This window comes from Prevotella dentasini JCM 15908, assembly GCF_000614065.1.
Classification (GTDB): Bacteria; Bacteroidota; Bacteroidia; order Bacteroidales; family Bacteroidaceae; genus Prevotella; species Prevotella dentasini.
On sequence record NZ_BAKG01000005.1, the window covers coordinates 1 to 26,353 of the forward strand.

Here is a 26,353-nt window from a genome sequence, read left to right on the forward strand (position 1 = left end):
TATAAATTTTCCGCTAACCGTATATAAATTTTCGGCTAACCGTATATAATTTTTCCGCTTGCCGCAAACGGCTTTCCGACTGCCCGAAACTGCCGTTTTTTCGTCCCGCGGGCAGTATTTCCACAGGCGCGTATCCGTCCCTCCGCAATGCGGATGCCCTTTTGCCGAATCCCCTTTCAGCCTTTTTGCCGTGCGGACAAGACGCCCTGCCGTGGCCCTGCGGCCGTCTCGTCCCACCGGGAATAGTCCTGAAGCCGGGCCCGGGCTGCCGGACAGGGGCTTCGGTGCTCCTTGGGATTCTGCTCTTTCAGGGTTTCTTCGTCCTCAACGTTATCACGTTCACTTCCGGCCATGCCCCGAAGCGGAAGGGGACGGTGCCGCCCAGTCCCAGCGAGACGTAGAGCATGCTCCCCCCTCGGTGTACTTGCCTCCCCATTCGTTGTAGGCCCACTTGGCAGGCGAGAACTTTCCGAGCTTCAGCTGTCCGGCGTGGGTGTGCCCGGAGAGCGTCAGGGCAATGTCGGTCTGGTGGAGCACGCCGTGCCGCCAGTGTGTAGGGTCGTGGCTTAGGAGTATCTTGAATGTCCCTTCTGTCAGTCCGTTCATGGCTTCCGGCAGGTTTCCCATGCTTTTGAAGGGAGGCTTGCCGATGTTTTCCACTCCAATGACCGCTATGCTTTCCGCTTTCTCTGCACCATCTGCTGCGGAAGGGCGGCTGATGACGACATTCTCATTCATCAGCATCCTCCATCCCATCTTCTCTTCGAGATATTCCAGTACAGCTTGGTTGCGGTGGGCTTTAGTCTCTTTCCTTCGGTTGCCGTTCTGCTGTCTGCCGCGTAACCGTGTAGTCTCCATCCCATATTCGCAGTAGTCGTGGTTTCCCATGATGCTGTAGACCCCGTCGGGGGCTTTTATCTGGCTGAGTCGCCCGACGAACGGGAGCAGCTCGTCAGCGTGCAGGTTGACGAGGTCGCCCGTAAATGCCACCATGTCGGCCTGCTGCTCGTTGACCAGCCTGACGAGCTTGTCTATAAATCCCGGGTTCTGACGGAAAGTCCCAATGTGGAGGTCGCTCATCTGCAAAATTCTGTAGCCGTCGAAGAGGGGCGGCAACAGCTCCGACTCACACGTGGCAGTCTTGACCACAATCCGCCTCCATCCGAAGAAGAAGCCATAGACGAGGGCTGCCACCACCGCGATGGCGACGCCAAGTGCCCACTGCCACGCAATGGCGAACTGGAGCAGGAAGAACGTAAGTTTGGGAAAGCCCACGCAAAGGGCAAGGGCAATGAAGGAGCGCATGAAGGTGTTGTGGTAGACTCCCCGGTTGAACAGGCCGAACGAGACGAGAGCCGCTGCCGAGGGAGCGAACCATGCCACGTCGGCCCACCAGCGGCTTCCGGGGGCGATGTAGGTTGCCCAAATGTAGATGTCGGGGCAGACCAACAGGAGGAAGAACAACAGTATCGGTACTATCATAGCGGTAATTATTAAGAGTTCCGTAGCCCTCGCAGGGCCTTTCCTGAAAGGAGGTTCGCCTGCGGTGGTCTGCCATTAGAAAATGTCTTTACGTTGATGCAAAGATAGTGGTTTTTGCCCGAATACACAAGCGTCGGGCCGTTACTTTTATATCTTCCCGGGGAAATGGGCCTGCGGCTGCAGGCTTCTCCGCAGGCTGTTTCCTCGGTACGGGCAGGCGGCTACTGGTCGGGATACTGCTCGTAGACCTTGAGCCCGAATTCCCCGGCGTAGGCATAGACGTGTTCGAGTATGTCGGAAAGTGCATGCTCGTAGGCTGTCCACTCTTTCTTTCTGAGGAAAAAATAAAGCTCTACGGGCACGCCGCACTGGGTGGCTTCCAGTTGCCGTACCATCAGCGTCATCTTTTCGTTGACGTCCTCGCGCTTGGCAAGATAGTGCTCTATATAGTGCCGGAACAGCCCCATGTTGATGGCGTCTGCCGGAATGTTCCCTTCCTTTATGTATCCTCGCTCCAGCAGATGCGCCTTCAGTTCGTCGTCGGCAATCCGGATAGACCTGACGTCGAAGTAGACGGCCTTCTGCACGCGTCTGCCTTCGCCCTCGCTCATTGTCTTCCAGTTCTGAAACGGTCCGTTGACGAGTGTCAGCGGCGATACCGTCGTGGTCGTATTGTCGAACTGGCGCACCTTTACCGTCGTCAGTGTAATGTCGGTAACAATGCCGTTTACCGTTCCTCCCGGCACCGTAATCCAGTCACCGATGTGTACCATCTCGTTGCTCGTCAGCCGTATTCCTGCCACAAGTCCCTCGATGGTGTCCTTGAAGACAAGCATCAGTATGGCAGACGTGGCGCCGAGTCCGGCAAAGAGCGTCATCGGGTTGCGGCCGAGCAGCAACGCCACTACCACTACGACGGCTGCAAAGATAAAGACTATCTTCAGGACTCCGCAGAACGACTTCAGGTATTGGCTCGTTGAGCTGCCCGGGCGCGTGTTGAGAAAGCGCAGGCGGTCGATGATGCCGACACCGAGCCGGGTGGATGCCAAGGTGATATAGACGGCCGTCAGTCGTGTCAGCAGCTCTTTCACGACGGGATACTGGTAGAACACCATCGGCAGAAGCTCCCATATAACTACCGCCGGTACGATGTGGCAGGCAGTGTTGAGCACCTTGCGGTCGAAGACCACGTCGTCCCACTTCACTTCCGTCTTTTTTGTCAGCTTTAGAATCAGGGGAACCAAGAGCTTCCGGCAGAGATAGTCGGAAAGCAGGGCTATGACAATCGCTGTGCCAACGAGCACAGCGTGGCGCAGTATGGCTACGGTATGACCTTCCATGCCCATCGACATGAGCAGGTCTTCTACGAATATTCTTATTTCTTCCATTGTGAAAGGAGAGGGTGGGGTTAAGGTGAGGACGCGGCATTGTCGCATCGTGCAGTAGCAAGGGAGCAGAAGGGACCGCTGTACTTTGGCAGGGCAAGGCTACTGGCACAGAGCCACGCAAATATTGTTCTGAAGGTTTCGCATCGGCGCATTGCTGAGTCCGCCGTTGCAGATGATGGAAAAGCTGAGCCGGTGTCCGTTCGAGGCGGTGAGATAGCCTGCCAGTGAGCTGACCCCGACTACCGTTCCCGTCTTCGCGCGCACGTTTCCGGCAGCCGGAGTGTGGCGCATGCGGTTGCGGAGCGTGCCGTCTACGCCCGCCACGGGAAGGGTGGGGAGGAACGTGTAGTATATGCTCGGGGTATGGTAGGCGTAGTTGAGCAGCTTCACTTCGAGTTCCGCGCTGACGTAGTTGTAGAGCGAGAGGCCTGATCCGTCTGCTACGATACAGTCGGCAGGCGACAGCCCCAGCTTGCGGACGAGTGTGTGGATATACTGGCGTGCCTGTTTGTAGGAAGCCACTTTGTTCCTTCTGCCGCCGCTATTTGATAGAACATGGCCTCGGCATACAGATTGTCGCTCTTTTTCATCATCCGCTGCATCACTTCACCGATGGTATGGCTGCACGAGGTCAGGTGGAGGGCGGTGGAAGGCAGCTGCCGTTCGCCGGTCTCTCCGCTGACCGTGATGCCCGCATTGCGGAGATGGCGTCGCAGCTGTTCCGCAAAGTTGTCCTTGCGCCCGACCAGCAGCGGACTGAGCGTCGGGTTGTCGTCGTCCCAGCACCATCCGTAGCCCAGCCGGTCGCGGTCCTTGAAGGACAGGTCGGCATAGATGTTGCCGTTCAGGGTAGTGATGCCCAGTTGGCGGACGGCACTGGCAAAGGCCGCCATGTCGCCGTTGCCGAACATCGGGTCCATTCCCCCGACGCAGTAGAGGTCTCCGTTGAGGGTCTGGGTAGAGTCTACCACCTCGCCCGTATAGCAGAGCCGCGTTGTGAAGCGGTGGTTGTCGCCGAGCCGGTCAAGGGCGGCAATGGCCGTAATGCACTTCATCGTCGAGGCAGGACGGAGATGCGAGCGTTCGCGGAACTTGTAAAGGCATGTGCCGTCGGTCAGGTCCCATACCATCAGTCCCACGTTCACCGTCTCCAGAAGGCTGCTCTGCATGATGCCGTCGAGTCTTTGGATGATGTTCTGCTGCCATGTCAGGCCCGGGTCGGTGGCAAATTCCAGAATGGTGCTGTCCGTCTCGGTGCTGTCTTCCCCGGTGGTCGCCACGGCAGGCACGCCGTATAATATCCTCGCTACCTCGGTGCTGTCTATTCGTACCTGCGACAGGGCAGGCAGGGAGAGCAGTACCAAGAGGGCTGCTGCTATTGTTTTCTTTATTCTCATATTCTTTCCGTGCAGTTCAAAATCTTCAGTCATTGTTCAGCCCTCCCTGCTTTCGGACGGCCTTGACGAAAGAATCTATGTTACCGGGTTGCAGGCTGACCACCTTGCCGTCCTTACATTCTATGAGCACGAAGCTGCCCAGACGGAAGGCGAGCGGCATAATCCGCACGTCCGATATGCCGTCCAAGCGTATGATTTTCCTGCGCCCGAACCGTCCGCGCCTTACTATCAGCCGCCCGTCGTCGGTCAGCCGGTATTCGGAATTGACGGCCCGGTCTGTCGCGATGATGGTCATTACGACAAAGACAGCCCCGAAGACGACATAAACGGCGTTTGTGCGGAACCACAGCCAATAAAAGGCGACGGCCGCGAACAGGATGATGGCAGCCCATTCCGTTACCATGACCCTATGTTGGAAAGTACGTTCCATAACGATAATGACGATTGGGAAATGCACCGATAGGCAGATGCACGTCCCGGTAAATATAGAATCCTATTGAAATTCAGTGCAAAAGTACAAAAAAAATACTTTCTTAGTGGCTATATCTCAATAAATTGCTACTTTTGCGGAGGATAGATGGGAGTCTGTCGGACTTTTCCGGCCACTCCGGCCTGTCAGGCGACGTGCTTTCCTTTCCCGTCAAAGACAACGATAATGGTTTATAAATACGATTTCCTCATCATCGGCGCAGGCATTGCCGGTATGAGCTATGCCCTGAAGATAGCCCGAGCCCGGAGGGGAAAGGTCTGCATCGTCTGCAAGACAACCCTCGGCGAGGCCAATACGGCCTTTGCACAGGGGGGCATAGCCTCGGTTACCAATTCCGAAGTAGACGACTTTGCAAAGCACATCAGGGACACCATGATAGCCGGCGACAACATTTCCGACCCCGAAGCTGTCGGGCAGGTGGTACGGGAAGCACCGGGACAGATACGCGAACTGGTGGGGTGGGGTACCAGTTTCGACCGTCTGGCCGACGGCCGGTTCGACCTCCACCGCGAGGGCGGCCACTCCGAGTTCCGTATTCTGCACCATGCAGACGACACGGGTGCCGAGATACAGCGCGCGCTGATGGCTGCCGTCAGGGAGAATCCTGCCATTGACGTCAGGGAAGGCCATTTTGCCGTAGAGATTATCACCCAGCACCACTTGGGCGTCGAGGTTACGAGGCGCACGCAGAACATAGAGTGCTACGGGGCGTATATTCTCAATCCCGACACGCAGAAGGTGGACACGTATCTCAGCAGGGTTACCCTGATGTGTACGGGAGGCTGCGGTGCGGTCTATCAGACCACGACCAACCCCATCATCTCCACGGGCGACGGCATGGCCATGGTCTACCGCGCCAAGGGAACCATCAAGGACATGGAGTTCGTGCAGTTTCATCCCACCTCGCTCTACCATCCGGGCGAGACCCATCCTGCCTTTCTCATCACCGAGGCCATGCGCGGCTATGGCGGCATACTGAAGCTGCCCACGGGCGAAACCTTCATGGAGAAATACGACGACCGCCTCTCGCTGGCTCCGCGCGACATCGTTGCCCGCGCCATCGACAAGGAAATGAAAATCAACGGTATCGACCACGTTTGTCTGGACGTTACCCACAAAGATCCCGAAGAGACGAAACGCCACTTTCCGAACATCTACCACAAGTGCCTGTCCATAGGCATAGACATAACGAAGGAGATGATTCCTGTCCGTCCGGCAGCCCACTATATATGCGGAGGCATCAAGGTAGACCTCAACGGCGAAAGTTCCATCCGCCGGCTCTATGCCATTGGCGAATGTTCCTGTACGGGATTGCACGGCGGCAACCGCCTTGCCTCGAACAGTCTCATCGAAGCCGTTGTCTATGCCGACGCTGCCGCACGCCACAGCCTTGCCTGTGCCGGCGGCTATGATTTTAATGCCGACGTGCCCGAATGGGACGATAACGGGACGATGACCAACGAGGAGCGTATCCTCATCACCCAAAGTGCAAAGGAGGTGGGCGAGGTTATGAGCAACTATGTGGGTATTGTGCGGAGCGACCTGCGCCTGAAGCGTGCGTGGCACCGCCTCGACCTGCTCTACGAAGAGACCGAGGCACTTTTCAAGCATGTCAAGGCGACGCGCGACATCTGCGAGCTTCGCAACATGATAAACGTGGGCTACCTCATCACCCGTATGGCCATTGAGCGCAAGGAGTGCCGCGGACTGCATTTCACCACTGACTATCCGCATCATGCCTACGATGGCATGAACGGGGAGTAAGTGCTCCGGCGTGCGCCCTGACGCGCGGATTGTCTTGGAAGATAACCCTTGTCGTTTTTTCAGTCAGCCACGGCGGTAAAACGAAACGGGCACTTTCGCGTTGTCAAAGTGCCCGTTTCGCATGCTCAAAGTGGCACTTCCGTTTTGTCGTTGTGGGACGGTCGGAAACAAGTGCGGTTCCTTTCATGTTCAGAATAGTGGAAAAGCCGGAACAGCGGTGATATTCCAGCATGTCAGCCGGGTGCAGGGCACTGGGTGCGGACGGTGCAGTCAGGATGCCGTCCTGTGTCATGCCGGGGGCTGCTGTGGTATTCCGGCACTTCTGAAAGTAGGTGCGGATGATATTTATTAAGGTGAAACGGGTGCTAATCGGAAAAAAATATGTAAGTTTGCATGGCTAAGTCATCACGTTGAGCCGGCGAGTCGGTCTCTCCGGCAGCGAACGGATGGCAAACAACCGCTTTTATGGAGAAAACAGACAACAACATATCGGACCGAAAACTACGGCTGACCATACGTGTTGCCACGGGAACAATGTCGTTCTCGGTGGGCGACCCGCAGGCAGACGGGCAGATAGTCTTCGAGGAATACGGACTGAACAACGGCATATCGACGGCTGCCAACCTGCGCGAGGCTTTCACCAAGTCGGAGCTGCTGCAAAGCGGATATAAGAAGGCCTTGGTGCTGACAGGCTCGCCGGTGATGCTGCTGCCTGCCGATGAGGAGCAGGAACAGGACTGCGCGACGCTCTATCACCATATCTACGACGGGCACCATGGCGAGGAGATACTGCATGCCGCCCTGCCGGACTTGAACGCTGTCGCCGTGTTTGCCGTCAATAAGGACCTGAAGCTGGTAGTTGAAGACCATTTCGGCGACTTCGCCTTTGTGCCGCTCATGCAGCCTGTGTGGACGAGGCTCTATCATCGGTCGTTCTCGGGGACGCGCCGGAAGCTCTTTGCCTACTTCCACGAGAAGCGGATGGAGGTATTCCTCTTTCAGCAGAACCGTTTCCAGTTCAGCAATTCCTTCGATGCCACATACGCCCACGATGCCGCCTACTATCTTCTCTACGCATGGCGGCAGCTCGGGATGGACAAGGAGCGCGACGAGGTCTATCTCGCAGGCAACATCACCCACCTCGACTGGCTTCGCAAGCAGCTTCCGCGCTATGTGCGGCGCAGCTTCATCATCAATCAGAATACAGACTTCAACAATATTTCGATGGCGCAGAGGGACGACATTCCCTACGACCTGAAAGCGAGTTACTTTGAGATTTGAACTTCAAGGAACAAATAGATGCGAATCATAACAGGAACATATAAAGGACGGCACTTCGATATTCCGCGCACTTTCAAGCGCGTCCTACCACCGACTTTGCCAAGGAGAATATTTTCAACGTGCTCAATGGCTATACCGATTTCGGGGATGCGGTGGCCCTCGACCTCTTTTCCGGCACGGGGAGCATCACGCTCGAATTGCTGTCGCGTGGCTGTCGCGAGGTGGTCAGCGTGGAGAAGGACCGCTACCATGCCCGTTTTATATCGCAGTGCGTGGAGAAGATAGGGGCGGAGAACGACATTCTCATCCGTGGCGACGTGTTTCGGTTTCTGAAAAGCTGTCATCAGCAGTTCGACTTTATCTTTGCCGACCCTCCCTACGCGCTGCCCGGCCTTGCCAAGATTCCCGACTTGATTTTCGAGTACGGCCTGCTCGGGCAGGACGGGGTCTTTGTCTTCGAGCATGGCAGGCAGAACGACTTCTCCGCTCATCCGCATTTCGTTGAGCACAGAAGCTACGGGAGTGTGAATTTCAGTATTTTCAGATAAGGGATAAGGTCTTTATTATAAGTAAGATAGGGCAGGCAGGGAGCTTGTCATAGCAGGGAGGCATGTCCTATCGTGCTGAAGGTGGCGGTTGGCTTATCCCTCTTGCCAAATCATATTTTCTTTTTTGTTGTCGGGAAATGGCTATAGCAGCGGACTGAGAAGCCTTACTATGGATTCCCATAAGCGGCGGAGGAACGGGCGGTGGACAAGGTCGCGCACCTGTTCCAAGGGGATGCAGTCTTCGGAATCGCGGAGGAAGACTTCCTTGACACGCTGTGCCATCTCGCGGTCGTAGAAGAAGGCATTGGCCTCGAAATTGTTCTCGAAGCTGCGGAAGTCTACGTTGACCGAACCGATGGTAGACAGGCTGTCGTCGGCGACAAGGAGCTTGGAGTGGTTGAAGCCCTTGTCGTAGAGCAAGACCTTCACTCCGGCACGCACGGTCTCCAATACGTAGGAGCGGGAAGCCCATTCCACAATGCGCGAGTCGCCGTGCCGGGGAATCATCAGCCGCACGTCGACGCCTGCCACGGCTGCTGTCCGCAGGGCGAAGAGAATGGTGTCGGTAGGCAGGAAATAGGGCGTCTCAATATAGATGTACCGCTTCGCGCCGGCGAGAATCTTCATATAGCCTTGCTCTATCTCCGGCCAGTCGTTGGTGGGATTGCTCGTTACTATCTGCGCCAAGCCGTCGTTCTGCCCGGAAGTAATCTCGGGATAATACCTGCGGTTCGTGATGAGCGTTCGGTCTACGTAGAACCAGTCTATCAGGAAGGCACGCTGAAGGCCGTAGACTGCCGGCCCGGCAATCTTGACATGCGTATCGCGCCATGCCGTTCCGTCCTTTCCCTTCACGTAGCGTTGGGCAATGTTCATGCCGCCTATGAATCCTACCTCACCGTCTACGACGCATATCTTGCGGTGGTTTCGGTAATTGACCTTGCTTGTAAACGACGGAAAGCGCACGGGCATGAAGGGCTGGACCTCTACTCCCCCCTTTCGCATCCGCTCGAAGAATCGGCCTTTTGTCTTCCATGAGCCTACATCGTCGTACACTACCCGTACTTCTACACCCTGACGGGCCTTGTCTATCAGTGTGTCGGCAATGAGGTTGCCCACTGGGTCGTCGTCTATGATGTAAGAGGTGAGGTGGATGTGCTGCTCCGCCTTGCCCATTTCCTGCAACAGGGCAGGGAACAGCTCGTAGCCGGAAGTATATATTTCCATCTCGTTGTTCTTGAAGGGGAGGGCCCAGTTCTGGTTGATGAACAGGTCTATCAGTCCCTTGTATTGTCCGGGAAGCTGTAAGTCCTTCTGCTCTACGAACTCCAGCATAGACCGCTTGGTCAGTTGGTCGAGGCTTTTTTGCCAGATGTGCCGCTCTTTCCGCGTTCGCTGTCCGAAGAAGAAGTAGAGCACAATGCCCACCAACGGCATAAACGCCAACACGAGTACCCATGCCATGGTCTTGGCAGGCTGCCGGTGCTCCATCAGTACGGTAATCATAGCCAGTACGGCTATCACAGTGTAGAGGAGAAGGAATATCCAGTGGACGTAAATCATAGGGGTCTCTTGTTGGGGAGGTTGGGGTTTGAAATTATGGGTTTTTGAGTTTTGAATTACGAGTTTTGAATTATGAGCTGTCGCAATGGTGAATTTTGGATTAGGAATGATGTGTCTCGAATTATCCGCACCATCAATTATGAATGATGAATTCCTGATTATGAATTATCCTTCATCAGTCCTTTAAGGTATTCAAGTTCCTTTTGGGCGAATCCGCTAGAGTTCGGGTCGTTGAGCAGGGACTTCAGCAGCGATTCTGCCTCCTTGTACCGGTGCATGTCTATCAGGATATACGCCTTGCGGCGGCGAACGAACGATAGGAAGGATTGCAGGTGCGGCTCTAATGGAACGTCCTCTTCTTCGTCATCGTTCTCTCCCTTTGTCCGTTCGAGTTCATTGATAATGCTGTCTACGTAGGCCAAGGCTCGGAAGTCGCTCATGTTGCACAGGCAGTTGATATATTCTTCGGCGTAGGTGATGCGGTTGAGTCCGACTGTCAGGGACAGGTAGTAGTGGGCACGCACGTACTCTCCCAACTCGTTGTAACAGAACCCTATCATGTAGCAAACCTCGAAGAAGTCCTCGTGAGAGTCGCTGTTCAGCGAGGTGAAGCCGGCACGATAGTAGCGGAAAGCGTTCTCCAACCAGAGCAGAGCCTCGTAGTATCGTCCAGTCTGATAGAGCCTTCTGCCCCAGAAAACATCGTAAGCCGTGTTGCGGACTATAATGCTCGAGATGAGCCGTTCCTCCTCGGTCATGTCCTTGAACTTCCCCTCTGCCAGCTTTGCCCTTGCTTCCTTCCAGATGTAAGTGAACTCGTCCTTGCGCTGTTTCTCGGGTTGCAGGTCGTAGCCTATGAGTGCCGAACAGGTCGAAGAACGCGTTTCCATGGACGTCATCTGATGGTTTGGAGAAACCGACTGGGGCAGAAGCAATGCCGACACCCGATAGAAGAGGACATCCTCTCCGCCTTGTGCCTGCTGGAGATGGAAGGTCATGTAGCGCCGCACATCGGGTTCGGACGGAAGAAAGAAGGTCAGGTTGAGCGTCGCTTCCTTGCGCACGAAATCCTGTCCGGCTATCAGGAGGGAGGAAAAATCAAGGTTCCGGATATCCTCTCGTACCTTTATAATAGATATTTCGTCGGTTATCGTCTGTAGTTGGGAGGGAATGAAGTCCTTCATACCGAAGGCAGTGTCCATCCATTGTGCCAGTGTGGCAGGCTGGGTCTGGTTGGACCGCCAGTTTGGTGCGACAAGCTGATGGGCAAGTTCCTGCTCGCGGATAAGGTATAGTTCGCGCGTCAGTTGCCGGTTGAGCTGTTCCGTGTCCTTCCCGTTGGTCTTTTCCAGTTCGTCCTCGGTCTCTTTCAGTTTTCTGACGAATACGTTTTGCCACCCGAAGAGACTGGACATGGCGGAAGACAAAATCTCCTGCGCCCTGTCTTCGTCGAGCAGCAGGTTTATCATCAGGTGAATATCAATGACGTCGGACTCCTCGTTGATGGAATAGCAGAAGCGCGGTCCGTCTGAGCTGAGGTTAAAATGGTTGCACAATGTCCTTACCCCGTTCAGATTGACGAGCTTTGCCTCTGCTATGTATAGGAAGGAGAGGAAGACATAGTGGGTGGAAGGCTGTATGTGAATGTTGAAGTGTCCGCCTTGAAAATCGTATCTGACGATATGGCTGTCTTTCTCTTTGTGCCATTCTCCCTGACAGTTCAGGGCACTAAGGGCGTTGGCTACCAACCTCTGGTTGGCAGCGGCATCCAAGTCAGCCAACTGCATCTTGCTTCTGAATATCTGCTTCAGTCTGTCTATCATACCACAATGTCATTGCCAAGTTTTCGTGCCAGCGCATTGCGCACGTCTTGTAGTTTTTTTACTTCGCCCATCAGCTGCAGCATCCTCGTAGGGTCAGATTCCTGTTTCAGCTGCGCGGTCAGCTCTTTGAGGTGGTGCTCTACATAGTCGAGGCGGAAGTCGAGGATGAGATGGATGATGCGGTCGTGCAGCCGTATCTCGCTGTCTTTCACCTGAAGGCTTTCCGAAAGCTGAAACTGCTCAACACTCAGTTTCACGGCAACGGTCGAAACCTGTATGTCGGGATGATGGGTGAAATATTCTTCTGCCTTGAAGTTCTCGTCGCTGCTGTGTTCGACAGCCTCCGTGAGTATCTGATTGTAGATAGGGTTGGAGAAGCCGAGCTGATCCAGCCCGAGGTCGTAGGCGATATATTGTGCGACGTTGAGGCTGATGGATTCGCCGGTCGCCTCGTTCTGCACGTCGCGGATGATAATCTTCTCGCCATCTCGCACAATGGCCTGCACTAGCATGGTCTCTACCCTTGATGCCTGCTGCATCGGTGTGGCCGGACGGAACGGCTCATCCTGCGGATGCTCCGCCTGTTGCTGCTGTTGCTTCTTCGTCTCCTGTTCTCGGCTGGTGTGTATCAGCCGGTTCATCTGTGCCATCAGCGTTGTTTCCGGCACTCCCGTACGGTTGGCACACTCGCGCAGGTAGGTGTCTCTCAGGATAGGGTCCTTGATGACCGCAATGCTCTCTACAATGGAGTTGATGGCATCCGACCGCTTCTTGGGATCGGTAACTCCGTTGAGCAGGAGGTTGATTTTGAAGACGATGAAGTCAGTCTGATTGTCTTCGATATATTGCCTGAAGTCCTGTGCCGAATGGGTGCGGGCAAACTCGTCGGGGTCTTTGCCGTCGGGGAGAAGCAGCACCTTCACGTTCATCCCCTCGGAAAGCAGCATGTCCGTACCTCGGAGGGCGGCATGCTGTCCGGCAGCGTCGCCGTCGTAGAGCAGGACAATGTTGGGCGTAAACCGGCGGAGCAGCTTTATCTGATAGACTGAGAGGGCTGTGCCGCTGTTGGCCACTACATTCTCGATGCCGCACTGGTGCATCGACACTACGTCGGTATAGCCTTCGACCATGTAGACGAGGTCGTGCTTGGCAATAGCCTTCTTGGCTGATAGATGCCGTAGAGTTCCCGTTCCTTGTGATAGATGTCGCTGTCGGGCGAATTGACGTATTTCTGGCTGACCCCTTTCGTCCGTGAGTCGAGCAGTCGTCCGCCGAAGGCCGTTACCTTGCCGCTTACGCCAATCCACGGAAAGAGCACGCGCCCGTTGAAGCGGTCTGTCAGTTCGCCGTTGTCGCGCTCGAAGCAGAGTCCCGTCTTCGTGAGAAACTCCTTCTGGTAGCCTGCCTTCAGTGCCGCGTCGGCAAAGGCGTGGCGCGAGGTCAGGCAGAAGCCGAGACGGAACTTGCGTATGATGTCGTCGCGGAAACCACGGCTGCGGAAATACTGCATGCCGATGGCTACACCGTCGACGTCGTTGTGCAGCACGTCTTCAAAGTATTTAGCTGCCCATTCGTTGACAAGGAACATCGATTCGCGCTCGCTTTCCTGCTGCCTCTCCTCTGTCGACAGCTCGCGCTCCCTTACCTCTATGTGGTATTTGTTGGCCAGCCATCGTAGGGCCTCGGGGTAGGTCATCTGTTCGTGCTCCATGATGAACTTCACCACGTTGCCTGCCGCTCCGCACGAGAAGCATTTGTACACTCCGCGCACGGGGCTGACCGAGAACGAGGGCGTGCGGTCGTCGTGAAACGGGCACAGGCCCTTGAAACTTGCTCCCGTCTTGCGCAGGGATACAAATTCGGAAACGACATCGACGATGTTCGCCGCGTCCATTATCTTGTCTACTGTAGGTCTGTCTATCATTGTGCTACAAAGATAACACAAACGGACGAAATAAACAAAAACAAGGCGGTGAACTTTTCTCCGGACGGCGAGCAACGTGCCGGATTGGCGCATGCCGGTCGTCGGCTATGGATGTTAGCGGAGCGTAACCTACCCCCTTTCGGGCGAGAACTTTCCCGGTCGCCCGGCCGTTGTGGCACTTTCATCTTTCGAAAGTGCCGTTCTGACTACATGAAAGTACCGTTTTGGCTATGTGAAAACGGCACTTTCGTTTCTCCGATAGTAAATACCTGATAAACAGGAGCTTGTGCTATGGATTTCTGCGTGTTGGAGCCGGGTTGTGATTATATTCAGAAATCAATGCCATCTTATCGCGTCCGCAGGCTTTTTGATGCTGTTGTCAGATGAAAAATATTCTTTTTCTCCCCGTGTCTGCCTTCGTCTCTTTTCAGGAACATGCACTGCAAAGAGACAGAAATTAAGCAGCATAGAATCTTCCTAAGCTGTCTGTTCGCCTTCAAAAAGGCCGTTGAAAGCGGGAAAACGCCTGTAGAGAGCATTTTCAGGCCCAAATAGTAGTGTCATTGGAAAAAAACAATTACCTTTGCACTTCCATTTTAAGGAAAAAGAATGTAAAGGAAGTTTAATCAATTCAAAAAATATGAGAAAGTTTTTAGTTGCTCTTTCGATGCTCGTTCTTGGCATCGGTGGTACGCAGGCACAGGTTGCTTATGAGAAGGCAAAGTTTTTGGACAATACGTATATCGGTGTAGAGGCAGGAGCTACGACACCTATGAACCTGAAGTCGGTTACTCCGCTTAACGGTTGGGGAGGCTTGAAGCTCGGTAAGAACTTCAGTCCGGTCTTCGGTGCAAACTTGGAGGGCCTTGTCAGCTTTGGCGACAATGGTCTGGCAAACAGCCACACGTTTGCCCGCGTGGTAGACCTCGGTCTGAACGGTACGGTAAACCTGACCAATCTCTTCTTGGGCTACAATCCTCAGAAGACATTCGAGGTGATTGCCGAGGCAGGTATCGGCTATGAGATGATTTTGGGCGATTCTTATCTGAAGCACGGCGACGATACCGAACTGACTGCCAAGACCGGCCTGATATTTGCTTGGAATCTCGGTGCGGACAAGGCATGGCAGCTTTATGCGGAGCCGGCAATCATCTGGAACCTGACTTCCGGCCCGGAAGATGCTGTCCGTTTCGATAAGGGAGGTGCTCAGCTGGGTCTCTTCGTAGGCGTCAACTACAAGTTCAATACTTCTAACGGCATCCACAACTTCAAGGTTTGGAACGTCGGTGAACTGAACGATGAAATCAACTCCCTGCGCAATCAGCTCGCTGCCAAGCCAAAGCAGGTTGTCAAGGAAGTTATAAAGGAGGTTGTGAAGGAAGTTCCGACTACTTCTACCAAGGAGGTTCGTGTAGAGAATCTTGTATTCGTTACCTTTGCTCAGGGCAAGTCTCTTCTGACCAACGATGCCAAGAAGGCACTTGACGAAGTGAAGGCAGGCAGCCATGTTCAGATTGTAGGCACCAGCTCTCCGGAAGGTTCCAAGGAGCTTAACGACCGTCTCTCTCAGGCTCGTGCCAATGTTGTAGCCTACTATCTCCAGAACCGTGGCGTAGTTATCGACGAGGCTACGGGTAAAGGCGTTCAGGGTACAACCTCTAACCGTCTGGCAATTGTTTACGTAAAGTAAATCAAACTTAAGGATATACTTCCCTTGACGGGGGCAGTTCTTCGACGGACTGCCCCCGTTTTTGTATTCTTTTGATTTCCAATGCTATGAGGGGGTGCAGATGGGAGGAGCATGCTGTCTGAAATGGTGCCGGCGATGTACTTCCTCCGAAGCTCCTGAAGGAAAGTTGCTGTCAGCCTGTCAGTGATTTTAACTTTTCGGCCTTTGACTATCAGTATGTTACGGAGGTTGACAGAATGACGGTAAAAATGGAAAAATAAAATAACAGGAAATAAGACGGTATATATGGCAGGCAGGATATGGCATCGGTTCCCTGCCGTATTCATTTTTTAGCAAAATCATTCTCCCTTGTCATGGCGTAACTATCAGTCTGCACAATCTGTTGGATATGTGCGCGAAAGAAGCGTTTTTGTGCAATTTATTTGTGAGACTTGCAAAAAAAGCGTACTTTTGCCACCGTATTTTATAGGATTGAAAATTCTAATAACACATTGATAATATATGAGTTTGAAAATTGTAGTGCTTGCCAAGCAAGTACCTGACACAAGAAATGTGGGCAAGGATGCCATGACGGCGGAAGGAACAGTCAACCGTGCTGCACTCCCTGCCATCTTCAACCCCGAAGACTTGAACGCACTGGAGCAGGCTCTCCGGCTGAAAGACCAGAACCCCGGCTCCACGGTCGGTGTCCTGACAATGGGGCCTCCGCGTGCCGGAGAGATTATCCGGCAGGGACTTTACCGTGGTGCCGATACGGGTTGGCTGCTGACCGACCGCAAGTTTGCGGGTGCCGATACGCTTGCTACTTCATACGCGCTGGCGACTGCCATCAAGAAGATAGGTGATGTAGACGTTATTCTCGGCGGCCGTCAGGCTATCGACGGAGATACGGCGCAGGTTGGTCCTCAGGTAGCACAGAAACTGGGACTGAACCAAGTTACGTATGCAGAGGAGATTCTGAAGATAGAGGATGGCAAGGCGACTATCCGTCGTCATATCGACGGCGGCGTGGAGACGGTCGAGGCTCCGCTCCCTGTCCTGATTACCGTCAATGGCAGTGCTGCCCCGGCCCGTCCCTGCAATGCCAAGCTCGTGATGAAGTACAAGTACGCAACCTGCCCGATGGAGCGCAAGGGCGATGAGCCTTGGGCGGCCCTCTACGAGGAGCGTCCTTATCTGACGCTGAATCAGTGGTCGGTAGCCGATGTTGACGGAGACGACGCCCAGTGTGGTCTGTCCGGCTCGCCAACAAAGGTGAAGGCTGTTCAGAACATCGTCTTTCAGGCCAAGGAGAGCAAGACGCTCACAGGTTCTGATGCGGATGTGAAAGGACTCGTGGAAGAATTGTTGAACGAGAAGATTATAGGATAAGCAGTTGGGAATGTTGAACGAGGGAGTAGGCATTTGTCGCACGTCGGCAAATGAATCGGAAAGATGAATGAAGGGTTATGACAGGCTCGCAAAGCGATATTGAATAAAAGATAAGGAGGCCGTCCGTTTCCCCATCTTCGGTCATGATTCTTCATAATTGCACACTCATTCAACACTCACCATTCAAAAATCAGATTATGAACAACGTATTTGTATATTGCGAAATAGAGGAGACTACCGTACAGGAAGTCTCGCAGGAACTGTTGACCAAGGGCCGTAAGCTCGCCAATCAGCTGGGTGTGGAACTTCATGCCTTGGTTGCCGGTACAGGAATAAAGGGTAAGGTGGAGGAACAGATTCTGCCTTATGGTGTAGACAAGCTGTTCGTGTTCGACGGTGAGGGACTTTTCCCTTATACGTCTGCTCCGCATACGGATATTCTCGTGAATCTCTTTACGGAGGAGAAGCCGCAGATTTGCCTGATGGGCGCGACGGTTATCGGGCGCGACCTCGGCCCCCGCGTCTCCTCATCGCTGACGAGTGGTCTGACCGCTGACTGCACGCAGTTGGAAATCGGCGACTACGACGACAAGAAAGAAGGCAGGCACTACGACAACCTGCTCTATCAGATTCGTCCTGCTTTCGGCGGCAACATCGTGGCGACCATCGTCAATCCCGACCACCGTCCGCAGATGGCAACCGTCCGTTCGGGCGTGATGCAGAAGGCTTTCTACGAGGGTGAGGCGAAAGGCGAGGTAGTCTATCCGGACGTGAAGAAGTATGTTTCCGACGAGGCTTTCGTCGTCAAGGTGCTCGAACGCCACGTTGAGGCTGCGAAGAACAATCTGAAGGCTGCGCCCATCGTCGTTGCCGGTGGTTATGGCGTAGGCTCGAAGGAAGGTTTCGACCAGCTCTTCCTGCTCGCAAAGGAACTTCATGGCGAAGTGGGAGCCAGCCGTGCTGCCGTTGACGCTGGCTGGGTAGACCACGACCGTCAGGTAGGACAGACAGGCGTAACGGTTCATCCGAAGGTTTATATCGCCTGTGGCATCTCCGGGCAGATTCAGCATATCGCAGGTATGCAGGATGCCGGTATTATCATCTCCGTCAATAACGACCCCGACGCTCCCATCAATGCCATTGCCGACTATGTTATCAATGGTACCGTTGAGGAGGTTGTGCCGAAGTTAATTAAATATTATAAGGAGAGCAGCAAGTAAAATGAAAAAGATGAGGGCTCTTATTGCAGGAAGCATGGGCTGCGTCATGGCAATGATGTCAGACAAACTCCCTGACTGACAGGAATCCTTCCCTTTATTTTATCAGGCTGTGCCTTGTATATTCTTCATAAAGAAACAAAAAAAGAAAAGAGATAAGATTATGGCAAATTATTATAGCGACCAACCAGAGATTGAGTTTCACCTCAATCATCCTTTGATGAAGCGCATCGTTGAGCTGAAGGAAAGAAACTATAAGGATGCTGCGACATACGACGATGCTCCCGTCAACTACGAGGATGCCATCGAGAACTACAAGCGGATTCTTGACATTACGGGCGACCTCGCTGCCAACATCATCGAGCCGAACTCCGAAGCGGTGGATCAGGAAGGGCCGCATCTTGTAGACAACCGCATGCACTACGCAAGCAAGACCTACGAGAATCTTGACGCTACGCGCAAGGCAGGACTTTGGGGCGTAAGCATGCCGCGCCGGTATGGTGGCCTGAACCTGCCGAACGTGGTGTTCTCCATGCTCTCCGAGATGATTTCCTCGGCTGATGCGGGCTTTCAGAACATCTGGTCGCTCCAGTCGTGTATAGATACGCTCTACGAGTTCGGCAGCGACGAGCAGCGCGCGAAATACATTCCGCGTATCAGCAACGGCGAGACCATGTCCATGGACCTGACCGAGCCGGATGCAGGCTCCGACCTTCAGCACGTCATGCTGAAGGCTACTTTCGACGAGAAGGAGAACTGCTGGCGGCTGAACGGAGTGAAGCGTTTCATCACCAACGGCGACTCCGACCTGCACCTCGTCCTTGCCCGTTCCGAAGAGGGCACGCGCGACGGCCGTGGCCTGTCTATGTTTATCTACGACAAGCGCGACGGCGGTGTCGATGTCCGCCACATTGAGAACAAGCTCGGTATTCACGGCTCTCCTACCTGCGAGCTGGTCTACAAGAACGCCAAGGCAGAGCTTTGCGGAAGCACCCGTATGGGACTTATCAAGTATGTGATGGCACTGATGAACGGTGCCCGTCTCGGTATTGCCGCACAGAGTGTCGGCGTTGCTCGCGAGGCGTACATGGAGGGTCTCAGCTATGCCAGGGAGCGCGCGCAGTTCGGCAAGAAAATCATTACCTTCCCGGCTGTCTACGATATGCTCTCCCGCATGAAGGCAAAGCTCGATGCCGGCCGTTCGCTGCTCTATCAGACTGCCCGCTACGTAGACATCTACAAGGCACTGGAAGATATTGCGCGCGACCAGAAGCTCTCGCTCGAGGAGCGTCAGGAGATGAAGAAGTACACCCGTCTGGCCGATGCCTTCACGCCCCTGTCGAAAGGTATCAACTCCGAGTATGCCAACCAGAACTCCTACGATGCCATTTCCATTCATGGAGGTTCGGGCTTCATCATGGAATACAAGAGCCAGCGTCTCTACCGCGATGCCCGCATCTTCTCCATATATGAGGGAACGACACAGCTGCAGGTAGTGGCAGCCGTCCGCTATATCACCAATGGCACTTATCTCTCTATCATGAAGGAGATGCTCGAAACGGAGCTTGCCTGCGACTGCATGAAGGGCCTGCGCGACCGTGTAGCCAAGCTCGTGGCCCTCTACGAGGAGTCTGTCGGGAAGGTGAACGCTGCCGAAAGTCAGGATGTCCACGATTTCCTTGCCCGTCGTCTGTATAACATGACAGCCGGCATTATCGAGTCGCTCCTCCTCATCGAAGATGCCGCCAAGGCACCCGGACTCTTCAAGAAGTCGGCCCACGTATTCGTGCGTATGACGGAGGAAGAGGTAATCGGAAGTGCGGCCTACATCAAGGCCTTCAACCCTGAAGACCTCGCCCACTTCAAGGCTGTCGAGGAAGAGGCTGCCGGGGCATAGTCGTCAAAGCAATAAAGAATAGAAGCGGAAAGTGTAAGGCGCGGGCCTTCCTTTCCGCTTTTAAGAATTAAAATTGATTAGCAACGTTATAAAAAATATATATCGGAGCAATATTTGTTGCAAAGGTTATAAATTTATCGTATATTTGCATGGGAATCTTTTGGAACTCTCATGTGTTCCACTATTTCATTATGAGAATATTTCAATGCTGAACAAAGTTATTATAGATGGATACAAATCTATCCGGCATATAGATTTGGAACTAAAACCGATTAATATTTTGATTGGTTCAAATGGTGTTGGAAAAACTAACTTTATATCATTCTTTAAACTGATAAACATCATATACGAGCAGCGTTTGTATAACTATACGATGCAGAACAATGTTGAAAGGCTATTTCATTATGGATTGAAGCAAACCAAAGAGTTAAAAGGGTATTTGGAATTTAGCGACAATGCCTATGAAGTTATACTACAACCACGGTATAATGGGAGTCTTTTCATCGCAGAAGAAAGCAGCTACTATCGGACAAATCGTTACTATATAAGCAATTTGGACGAAAGCCAAATAAAGGATTCTACAACTTTCAGGGATAAATGGTTAAGAGAGTATTTGCAGAGCTATAAGATTTATCATTTCCATGACACGAGCAAAAGTGCTCCACTGAGAGGCTATGCGAACATCAATGATAATCGTCTATTAAGGACAGATGGAAGTAATCTACCGTCATTTCTTTATATGTTACAGCAAAAATATCCTAAAACTTTGAAACGGATAGAGTTGATTATCCGCTCCGTTATGCCCTATTTTGGAAATTTCACCTTAGCCCCATCAGTACTTGATAAAAGTCAAATCAATCTGCAATGGAATGATATGGAAAGCAATGGGAAGTATTTTGATGCCAACGACCTTTCAGACGGAAGTATACGATTTATAGCTCTTGCCACCCTATTGTTACAACCAGTTCTGCCCAAAGTCATCATCGTTGATGAACCTGAATTAGGGTTACACCCTGCTGCCATAGTCAAATTGGCAGGTATGATAAAATCAGTTGCAGCCAGAGGCTGCCAAGTTATAATTTCCACACAGTCGGTTAATCTTATAAATAATTTTGAGGCTGACAATATTATCACAGTAGACCGCAAAGACAAACAATCGTCGTTTAATCGTTTAGACAGCGAGAAACTGAAGAGTTGGTTGAATGACTATTCATTAGGAGATTTGTGGGCAAAAAGTGTTATCAACGGACAACCCACATTGCTATGAAAAGACTGCTATTAATAGTAGAAGGAGAAACAGAGGAAAACTTCGTCAACGATGTGCTCCGTCCCTACTTTTCCACTATGGGAATATACAACTCCGTACAATGTTTCAAGACTAAACATTCTAATGGGGGACTCTCCAAATACTCTTATATCAAGAAAGATATTTTGAACACGATATATGAAAAAGATGTCATTGTCTCCACGATGATAGATTTCTATCGACTGCCATCTGATTTCCCAGGCTTTAACAAACTTCAAGAATCACAGACACACCAAGAACAAGTTTCCATACTTGAAGCAGAAATCAAGATAGATATTGAAAATATGCAAAAAAGGAAGTTTGACAATTTTATTCCTTACATACAGCTTCATGAATTTGAGGCGTTAGTATTCTCTTCTGTCAAAGGCTTTGATTCTCTATTTGAAAGAAACGAAATAGATTATCAAGGAATTGTGGAGGTCATTCAGGATTTTCCCAACCCTGAAGACATCAACAATCATCCAAATACCGCCCCATCCATGAGACTGAAGAAACTAATTCCCGGATATAATAAAGTTGTTTATGGAATTGAAATCATCAAGGCTGTTGGCATGACAGAAATTCTAAAGACATGTCCAAGATTCAGTATGTGGATAGAAATCATAAAGGCTGCATTGGCATAAAATACTCATTCATTCCTCCTGTTTTTTTCAAAGAACTTCTGTCCATGCTGTTTTGTAACTTGCAGATAATCTTTCTATAGAATAATAGTGCAATAGCAAAATTCTTCCAACCATATATAGACATCAGATGAGGATACAGAGAATCTTTAGATTGTGGTGTATGAATGTGCTTCTTTGCCTTAGTTCTCTCAATGGTGCAGGGCAGCAGGATGAAAAAGAAAATTATGATAGGCATACAAGGTCTCTCCGTTTGTCAGAAAGCCTCGCGGTACTTGTTCTCTTCCTTGTCCTCCAGCATGGAAAGGTAGCTGTTGTATCGGCTTTCGGCTATATAGTGTTTTTCCAGAGCCTTTAGCACGGCGCATCCCGGTTCGTGCGTATGGGTGCAGTTGGAGAAGCGGCACTGCTCGGAGAATCTGAATATCTCGCGGAAATAGCTTGTCAGCTCCTCGCGCTCTATGTCGAAAGTTCCGAAACCCTTTATGCCCGGTGTGTCTATGATATATCCTCCCTCGGGCAGCTCAAGCATTTCGCTGAATGTCGTCGTGTGCATGCCTGTGTTATGAGCATCGGATATGTCGGCAGTGCGGAGGTTCGCGTAGGGTAGGAGAGCATTGATGAGTGTCGATTTCCCTACGCCGCTATTGCCGCTCATCAGCGTGGTCTTGCCTTCCATCAGGGGGCGGAGCTGCTCTGTTCCCTTGCCTTCCGGGGCTTGGGGAGTAGCCTGAAGTTCGACGCACTGGTAGCCGATACTCTCGTAGAGGTTCATTACGGCATGTTGGTAGCGTCGCTCGTCATCGTCAAGAAGGTCGTACTTGTTGAATATGAGCACGACGGGTACGCGGTAAGCCTCGGCACCGGCAAGGAAGCGGTCTATGAAGGTGGTGGACGTTTCGGGATAGTTGACCGTAACGATAAGAAAGGCCTGGTCAAGGTTGGCTGCGATGATGTGGCTCTGCTTAGAGAGGTTGGGCGACTTGCGGATGATGTAGTTTCGCCTGTCTTCTATCTCGGTAATAAAAGCCGTTCCTTCCTGATTGGGTACGACTACGACATGGTCGCCCACGGCAACCGGATTGGTGGAGCGGATGCCTTTGAGGCGGAAGTTGCCTTTGATTTTGCTGTCGATGGTACGTCCGTCTTCCGTTTTGACGGTGTACCAGCTACCCGTATTCTTGATTACTAAGCCACGCATATTGAAGAAGGGTGAAAGGGGAGGGAAAGGTAGAAGTTAAAAGACTAAAAAGTAAAAGAGTAAAAAACATTTAAGACTTATTGTGAGCGGATGCGAGAACGTCTGTCTTTTCTCTTGCCTCTCTTTCTTTTTACTCTTTTACCTTATCATATTATACCGTCATAATCTCCTTCTGCTTCTCATCGAGCAGTGTTTCGATTTTCTTGATATATTTGTCGTGAATCTTTTGAAGCTGCTCTTCGGCATCCTTCTCGTTGTCTTCCGAAAGTCCGTCCTTGATGGCTTTCTTCAGCTTGTCCTTGATTTCGCTACGCGCATTGCGTATCTCCACCTTCGTGCGTTCGCCAATCTTGTTGCACTGCTTTACAAGGTCTTTGCGGCGTTCTTCCGTAGGCTGCGGCAGGTTGAGGCGAACCACCTCGCCGTTGTTCTCGGGCGTGATGCCGACATCGGAGTCCATGATGGCCTTTTCAATGTCGCGGATGGCTTTCTTGTCCCATGGGCGGATGGCGATGGTGCGTGGGTCGGGAATCGTAACGGATGCTACCTGATTCAGCGGAACCATGGAGCCGTAGGAATTGACACGTACGCCATCAAGTATAGCAGCATTCGCGCGTCCTGCACGAATACGCTGAAGCTGTTCGTCAAGGTACATGGCTGCCATTTCCATGCGCTCTTCAGCTTCGCTAAGTGTTGCTTTAACGTCTAACATATTTCGTAATATTAAATCTTTATGTTTACAAAAATAGGAAGAATTTTGCAACCACACAACATTTGCATTGCTTTTTTCACTATCTTTCTTCTAAACACTCAATAATCCAATTTAAATATGTATATTTGAAATGGTACTAAAGCTGGACAATTCTTATCGGATGTTTTATTTCATGGTGCAGAGACAAGATAAACAGCAAGGAGCAACTTTCAAGTTGCTCCTTGCTGTTTTGTATTTTTGACTTATGATAAAAGGTCTTCTATTTCTTCCATTAACAGGGCGACAATCTGCTCCAACCCCTCCTTGTCGTCTGTATCGAAGTCATTGAGACAGGTGCTGTCAATATCAAGAACACCATGGAACCGATGGGAGCTGTCGTACATAGGTACAACGATTTCGCTGCGTGAAAGACTGCTACAGGCTATGTGCCCGGAAAAATTCTCTACATCAGGAACAATAATTGTGCGCTTTTCTTCCCATGCTTTTCCACATACTCCTTTGCCATAAGGGATACTATAGCAAGCTACCGAACCTTGGAAAGGCCCTAACCGGAGGGTGTTGCTTTTTTCGGCGAGGTAGAATCCCACCCAAAAGAAACGGTCTGGGAAGGCATCGTGCAATGCTGCCGACACGTTTGCCAACACGCCAATGGTGTTGGTTTCGTCCTTGATAAGTTCCGCTATCTGCGGAATCAATTGCTTGTATTGTTCTTTTCTGGTCATCTCTCTATATTTTTTTTCTCAAAGAATGCAAATTGTTCGGCAACCATATTGGTCAATTCTACAAACTGCGGGATGGAAAGCTGTTCGGGTCGCTTGGTCATTATATCCTGTTCGTAGAATACGTTGGAAGGCTTTGTTCCTGAAAAAATCTGCCGCAGGCTGACACGCAGCATCTTCCGCCGTTGATTGAAGACGGTCTTTACCACTCGCTTGAAAAGTTGTTCGTCGCACCCGAGGTCGGTAACATTGTTGCGCATCATCCGGATAACCGCACTTTTTACCTTGGGAGGTGGATTGAATACATCCTCATCGACGGTGAAGAGATATTCTACATCGTACCAAGCCTGTATCAGTACCGAAAGAATACCATAGGCCTTGTTGCCGGGTTGTGATGCTATCCGGAGAGCCACCTCTCTTTGTATCATTCCCGTACAGCAGGGTATCAATTCCTTGTTGTCGAGCATCTTGAAGAAAATCTGCGACGAAATGTCGTAGGGGTAATTGCCCGTCAATACAAACTGTTTGCTGTCGAAGACGGTTGCCAAGTCCATACGCAGGAAATCCTCTCCCAATATGTTCTCATGAAGGCGGGGAAAGCGTTCGTATAGGTAAGCTACGCTCTCGGAGTCTATCTCTACAGCTTTCACCTCGCGTGGCTTTTCTACAAGATATTGTGTCAGTACTCCCATCCCCGGTCCTATTTCCAAAACAGGTATGTCGGGGTGCGCATCCACCGTGTCGGCAATGCGCCGGGCAATGCTCAGGTCGGTAAGAAAATGCTGACCGAGGTTCTTCTTGGGCTTTACTGATTTCATAAATTTTATTTATTTGGCTACAAAGATAACATTTTATTTTGTATTTATGTGCAATTTAAGTATCTTTGCTTGCAAAAATGAGAACGAAGAAACTACTCAATAATGTCCTGAAGATAGTGCTGCCCCTTACTCTTGGCGGCGGTATTCTCTATTGGATGTATCGTGGTTTCGACTTTACGAGGATAAGGGAAGTACTTCTTTATCAAATGAATTGGACGTGGATGCTGCTCTCCCTTCCTTTCGGGATATTGGCACAGGCTTTCCGTGGATGGCGATGGAAACAGACGCTTGAACCACTTGGCGAAAAACCGCGCGCATTTGTCTGCGTCAACTCTATCTATCTGTCGTATGCTGTCAGTCTCATTATCCCCCGGGCAGGTGAGTTTGCGCGTTGTGGGGTACTCAACCGTTATGAGAAGGTGTCGTTCCCCAAGGCACTTGGCACCGTAGTAACCGAGCGAGCTGTTGATACAATCATTGTATTGTTGATTACAGCGGTTGCCTTTTTGGCCCAGCTGCGTGTCTTCGTCAACTTCTTCAGCCGGACAGGAACCCGAATAGATGATATTCTTGGGCGGTTCACGGCAACGGGGTGGTTGGTTACGGTCGTCTGTGGCATAGCTTCGGTAGTATTGTTCTATTTTGTACTGCGCCGACTGTCTATATATAATAAGGTAAAGGAAACGCTGACGGGCATTTGGCAAGGCGTCCTCTCTCTCCGTGGACTTCGGAACGTGCCTTTGTTCCTGTTCTACAGCGTGGCGATATGGGCGAGCTACTTTCTGCATTTTTTCCTGACATTCTATTGTTTTGATGCTACTGCCCAGTTGGGGATGACTTGTGCGCTTGTCAGCTTTGTTGTCGGGTCAATTGCGGTTATCGTGCCTACTCCCAATGGGGCAGGTCCTTGGCATTTTGCTGTCAAGACGATGCTCATTCTTTATGGCGTTGCCGACGTGCAGGCACTCTACTTTGTGCTCATCGTCCACACTATACAGACCCTGTTGGTAGTCCTGTTGGGAGTTTATGCATGGATGTCGCTTGGATTTACCAAGACAAGAGTCTTGTTGGGAAATCCCGATGCCGGACAGACTGATACTCGAAATATTTATCAACAAATACTTTTTAATAACCCTTAAATT

Annotated in this window: 18 protein-coding genes and 3 pseudogenes; 10 read left to right on the forward strand and 11 right to left on the reverse strand. The window is 51.6% G+C overall.

The features are described from left to right. Positions 1–339: 339 nt before the first annotated feature. The 4 genes and pseudogenes from JCM15908_RS12075 to JCM15908_RS03505 all read right to left on the reverse strand — a co-directional run bounded on the left by JCM15908_RS12075 (position 340) and on the right by JCM15908_RS03505 (position 4,697). Positions 340–1,482 (reverse strand): metallophosphoesterase, encoded by a 1,143-nt coding sequence (locus tag JCM15908_RS12075; protein ID WP_234396366.1) that lies wholly within the window; start codon positions 1,480–1,482, stop codon positions 340–342. A 221-nt stretch (positions 1,483–1,703) separates the two neighbouring features. Continuing rightward, complete coding sequence (locus JCM15908_RS03495) at positions 1,704–2,870, reverse strand: mechanosensitive ion channel family protein (RefSeq protein WP_025002279.1); 1,167 nt, start codon at positions 2,868–2,870, stop codon at positions 1,704–1,706. Positions 2,871–2,969: 99 nt separating this feature from the next. Continuing rightward, positions 2,970–4,267 (reverse strand): annotated as a pseudogene (dacB, locus tag JCM15908_RS12080) (D-alanyl-D-alanine carboxypeptidase/D-alanyl-D-alanine endopeptidase). A gap of 25 nt (positions 4,268–4,292) precedes the next feature. Next, on the reverse strand, positions 4,293–4,697 hold the full coding sequence (locus JCM15908_RS03505) for a hypothetical protein (RefSeq protein WP_025002280.1): 405 nt from the start codon (positions 4,695–4,697) through the stop codon (positions 4,293–4,295). A 225-nt stretch (positions 4,698–4,922) separates the two neighbouring features. Here JCM15908_RS03505 and nadB point away from each other — a divergent pair, with 225 nt between their 5' ends. The 3 genes and pseudogenes from nadB (at position 4,923) to JCM15908_RS12085 (ending at position 8,350) form a co-directional block, all read left to right on the forward strand. Further along, positions 4,923–6,521 (forward strand): L-aspartate oxidase, encoded by a 1,599-nt coding sequence (gene nadB / locus JCM15908_RS03510; protein ID WP_025002281.1) that lies wholly within the window; start codon positions 4,923–4,925, stop codon positions 6,519–6,521. Between the two features lie 465 nt (positions 6,522–6,986). Beyond that, positions 6,987–7,802 carry a DUF3822 family protein gene (locus JCM15908_RS03520; protein WP_025002283.1) on the forward strand — a complete coding sequence of 272 codons (816 nt, stop codon included), beginning with the start codon at positions 6,987–6,989 and terminating at the stop codon, positions 7,800–7,802. Between the two features lie 18 nt (positions 7,803–7,820). Further along, positions 7,821–8,350, forward strand: a pseudogene (locus JCM15908_RS12085) (RsmD family RNA methyltransferase). A gap of 141 nt (positions 8,351–8,491) precedes the next feature. Here JCM15908_RS12085 and cls read toward each other — a convergent pair. From cls to dnaG, 3 genes and pseudogenes are all read right to left on the reverse strand, one after another. Next, the gene (gene cls, locus JCM15908_RS03530) at positions 8,492–9,913 is read right to left on the reverse strand and encodes a cardiolipin synthase (RefSeq protein WP_025002284.1); all 1,422 of its coding nucleotides are present in this window, start codon (positions 9,911–9,913) and stop codon (positions 8,492–8,494) included. 158 nt (positions 9,914–10,071) lie between these two features. Further along, the gene (locus JCM15908_RS03535) at positions 10,072–11,736 is read right to left on the reverse strand and encodes a hypothetical protein (protein WP_025002285.1); all 1,665 of its coding nucleotides are present in this window, start codon (positions 11,734–11,736) and stop codon (positions 10,072–10,074) included. Next, positions 11,733–13,660, reverse strand: a pseudogene (gene dnaG / locus JCM15908_RS12090) (DNA primase). The gene JCM15908_RS03535 and the pseudogene dnaG overlap by 4 nt, the downstream one beginning before the upstream one ends. A gap of 640 nt (positions 13,661–14,300) precedes the next feature. Between dnaG and JCM15908_RS03550 the strand changes: the two are divergent. The 6 genes from JCM15908_RS03550 (at position 14,301) to JCM15908_RS03575 (ending at position 21,764) form a co-directional block, all read left to right on the forward strand. Next, positions 14,301–15,350: an OmpA family protein gene (locus JCM15908_RS03550; RefSeq protein WP_025002286.1), complete on the forward strand. Its 1,050-nt coding sequence runs from the start codon at positions 14,301–14,303 to the stop codon at positions 15,348–15,350. A 501-nt stretch (positions 15,351–15,851) separates the two neighbouring features. Beyond that, positions 15,852–16,721 (forward strand): electron transfer flavoprotein subunit beta/FixA family protein, encoded by an 870-nt coding sequence (locus tag JCM15908_RS03555; protein ID WP_025002287.1) that lies wholly within the window; start codon positions 15,852–15,854, stop codon positions 16,719–16,721. A gap of 197 nt (positions 16,722–16,918) precedes the next feature. Then, positions 16,919–17,941 carry an electron transfer flavoprotein subunit alpha/FixB family protein gene (locus tag JCM15908_RS03560; protein WP_025002288.1) on the forward strand — a complete coding sequence of 341 codons (1,023 nt, stop codon included), beginning with the start codon at positions 16,919–16,921 and terminating at the stop codon, positions 17,939–17,941. Between the two features lie 160 nt (positions 17,942–18,101). Next, entirely contained in the window at positions 18,102–19,835 is a 1,734-nt protein-coding gene (locus JCM15908_RS03565; RefSeq protein WP_025002289.1) for an acyl-CoA dehydrogenase family protein, read from the forward strand. 205 nt (positions 19,836–20,040) lie between these two features. After that, positions 20,041–21,102, forward strand: a complete 1,062-nt coding sequence (locus tag JCM15908_RS03570) for an AAA family ATPase (RefSeq protein ID WP_025002290.1) — start codon at positions 20,041–20,043, stop codon at positions 21,100–21,102. After that, complete coding sequence (locus JCM15908_RS03575; protein WP_025002291.1) at positions 21,099–21,764, forward strand: DUF4276 family protein; 666 nt, start codon at positions 21,099–21,101, stop codon at positions 21,762–21,764. Before JCM15908_RS03570 ends, JCM15908_RS03575 begins: the two co-directional genes overlap by 4 nt. 253 nt (positions 21,765–22,017) lie before the next feature. Here JCM15908_RS03575 and rsgA read toward each other — a convergent pair whose 3' ends face one another. The 4 genes from rsgA to rsmA all read right to left on the reverse strand — a co-directional run bounded on the left by rsgA (position 22,018) and on the right by rsmA (position 25,211). Continuing rightward, positions 22,018–22,962 carry a ribosome small subunit-dependent GTPase A gene (gene rsgA, locus JCM15908_RS03580; RefSeq protein ID WP_025002292.1) on the reverse strand — a complete coding sequence of 315 codons (945 nt, stop codon included), beginning with the start codon at positions 22,960–22,962 and terminating at the stop codon, positions 22,018–22,020. A 151-nt stretch (positions 22,963–23,113) separates the two neighbouring features. After that, positions 23,114–23,674: a ribosome recycling factor gene (gene frr / locus JCM15908_RS03585; protein ID WP_025002293.1), complete on the reverse strand. Its 561-nt coding sequence runs from the start codon at positions 23,672–23,674 to the stop codon at positions 23,114–23,116. Positions 23,675–23,916: 242 nt separating this feature from the next. After that, complete coding sequence (gene msrC / locus JCM15908_RS03590) at positions 23,917–24,396, reverse strand: free L-methionine (R)-S-oxide reductase MsrC (protein WP_025002294.1); 480 nt, start codon at positions 24,394–24,396, stop codon at positions 23,917–23,919. Next, positions 24,393–25,211: a 16S rRNA (adenine(1518)-N(6)/adenine(1519)-N(6))-dimethyltransferase RsmA gene (rsmA, locus tag JCM15908_RS03595; RefSeq protein WP_025002295.1), complete on the reverse strand. Its 819-nt coding sequence runs from the start codon at positions 25,209–25,211 to the stop codon at positions 24,393–24,395. The genes msrC and rsmA overlap by 4 nt, the downstream gene beginning before the upstream one ends. A 77-nt stretch (positions 25,212–25,288) precedes the next feature. Between rsmA and JCM15908_RS03600 the strand changes: the two genes are divergently transcribed. Beyond that, positions 25,289–26,350 carry a lysylphosphatidylglycerol synthase transmembrane domain-containing protein gene (locus JCM15908_RS03600; RefSeq protein WP_025002296.1) on the forward strand — a complete coding sequence of 354 codons (1,062 nt, stop codon included), beginning with the start codon at positions 25,289–25,291 and terminating at the stop codon, positions 26,348–26,350. Positions 26,351–26,353: the final 3 nt, after the last annotated feature.

Coding starts and splice junctions, on each gene's coding strand:
- JCM15908_RS12075 (WP_234396366.1), bottom strand. CDS start 1,482: ATGATAGTACCGATACTGTTGTTCTTCCTCCTGTTGGTCTGCCCCGAC.
- JCM15908_RS03495 (WP_025002279.1), bottom strand. CDS start 2,870: ATGGAAGAAATAAGAATATTCGTAGAAGACCTGCTCATGTCGATGGGC.
- JCM15908_RS03505 (WP_025002280.1), bottom strand. CDS start 4,697: ATGGAACGTACTTTCCAACATAGGGTCATGGTAACGGAATGGGCTGCC.
- nadB (WP_025002281.1), top strand. CDS start 4,923: ATGGTTTATAAATACGATTTCCTCATCATCGGCGCAGGCATTGCCGGT.
- JCM15908_RS03520 (WP_025002283.1), top strand. CDS start 6,987: ATGGAGAAAACAGACAACAACATATCGGACCGAAAACTACGGCTGACC.
- cls (WP_025002284.1), bottom strand. CDS start 9,913: ATGATTTACGTCCACTGGATATTCCTTCTCCTCTACACTGTGATAGCC.
- JCM15908_RS03535 (WP_025002285.1), bottom strand. CDS start 11,736: ATGATAGACAGACTGAAGCAGATATTCAGAAGCAAGATGCAGTTGGCT.
- JCM15908_RS03550 (WP_025002286.1), top strand. CDS start 14,301: ATGAGAAAGTTTTTAGTTGCTCTTTCGATGCTCGTTCTTGGCATCGGT.
- JCM15908_RS03555 (WP_025002287.1), top strand. CDS start 15,852: ATGAGTTTGAAAATTGTAGTGCTTGCCAAGCAAGTACCTGACACAAGA.
- JCM15908_RS03560 (WP_025002288.1), top strand. CDS start 16,919: ATGAACAACGTATTTGTATATTGCGAAATAGAGGAGACTACCGTACAG.
- JCM15908_RS03565 (WP_025002289.1), top strand. CDS start 18,102: ATGGCAAATTATTATAGCGACCAACCAGAGATTGAGTTTCACCTCAAT.
- JCM15908_RS03570 (WP_025002290.1), top strand. CDS start 20,041: ATGCTGAACAAAGTTATTATAGATGGATACAAATCTATCCGGCATATA.
- JCM15908_RS03575 (WP_025002291.1), top strand. CDS start 21,099: ATGAAAAGACTGCTATTAATAGTAGAAGGAGAAACAGAGGAAAACTTC.
- rsgA (WP_025002292.1), bottom strand. CDS start 22,962: ATGCGTGGCTTAGTAATCAAGAATACGGGTAGCTGGTACACCGTCAAA.
- frr (WP_025002293.1), bottom strand. CDS start 23,674: ATGTTAGACGTTAAAGCAACACTTAGCGAAGCTGAAGAGCGCATGGAA.
- msrC (WP_025002294.1), bottom strand. CDS start 24,396: ATGACCAGAAAAGAACAATACAAGCAATTGATTCCGCAGATAGCGGAA.
- rsmA (WP_025002295.1), bottom strand. CDS start 25,211: ATGAAATCAGTAAAGCCCAAGAAGAACCTCGGTCAGCATTTTCTTACC.
- JCM15908_RS03600 (WP_025002296.1), top strand. CDS start 25,289: ATGAGAACGAAGAAACTACTCAATAATGTCCTGAAGATAGTGCTGCCC.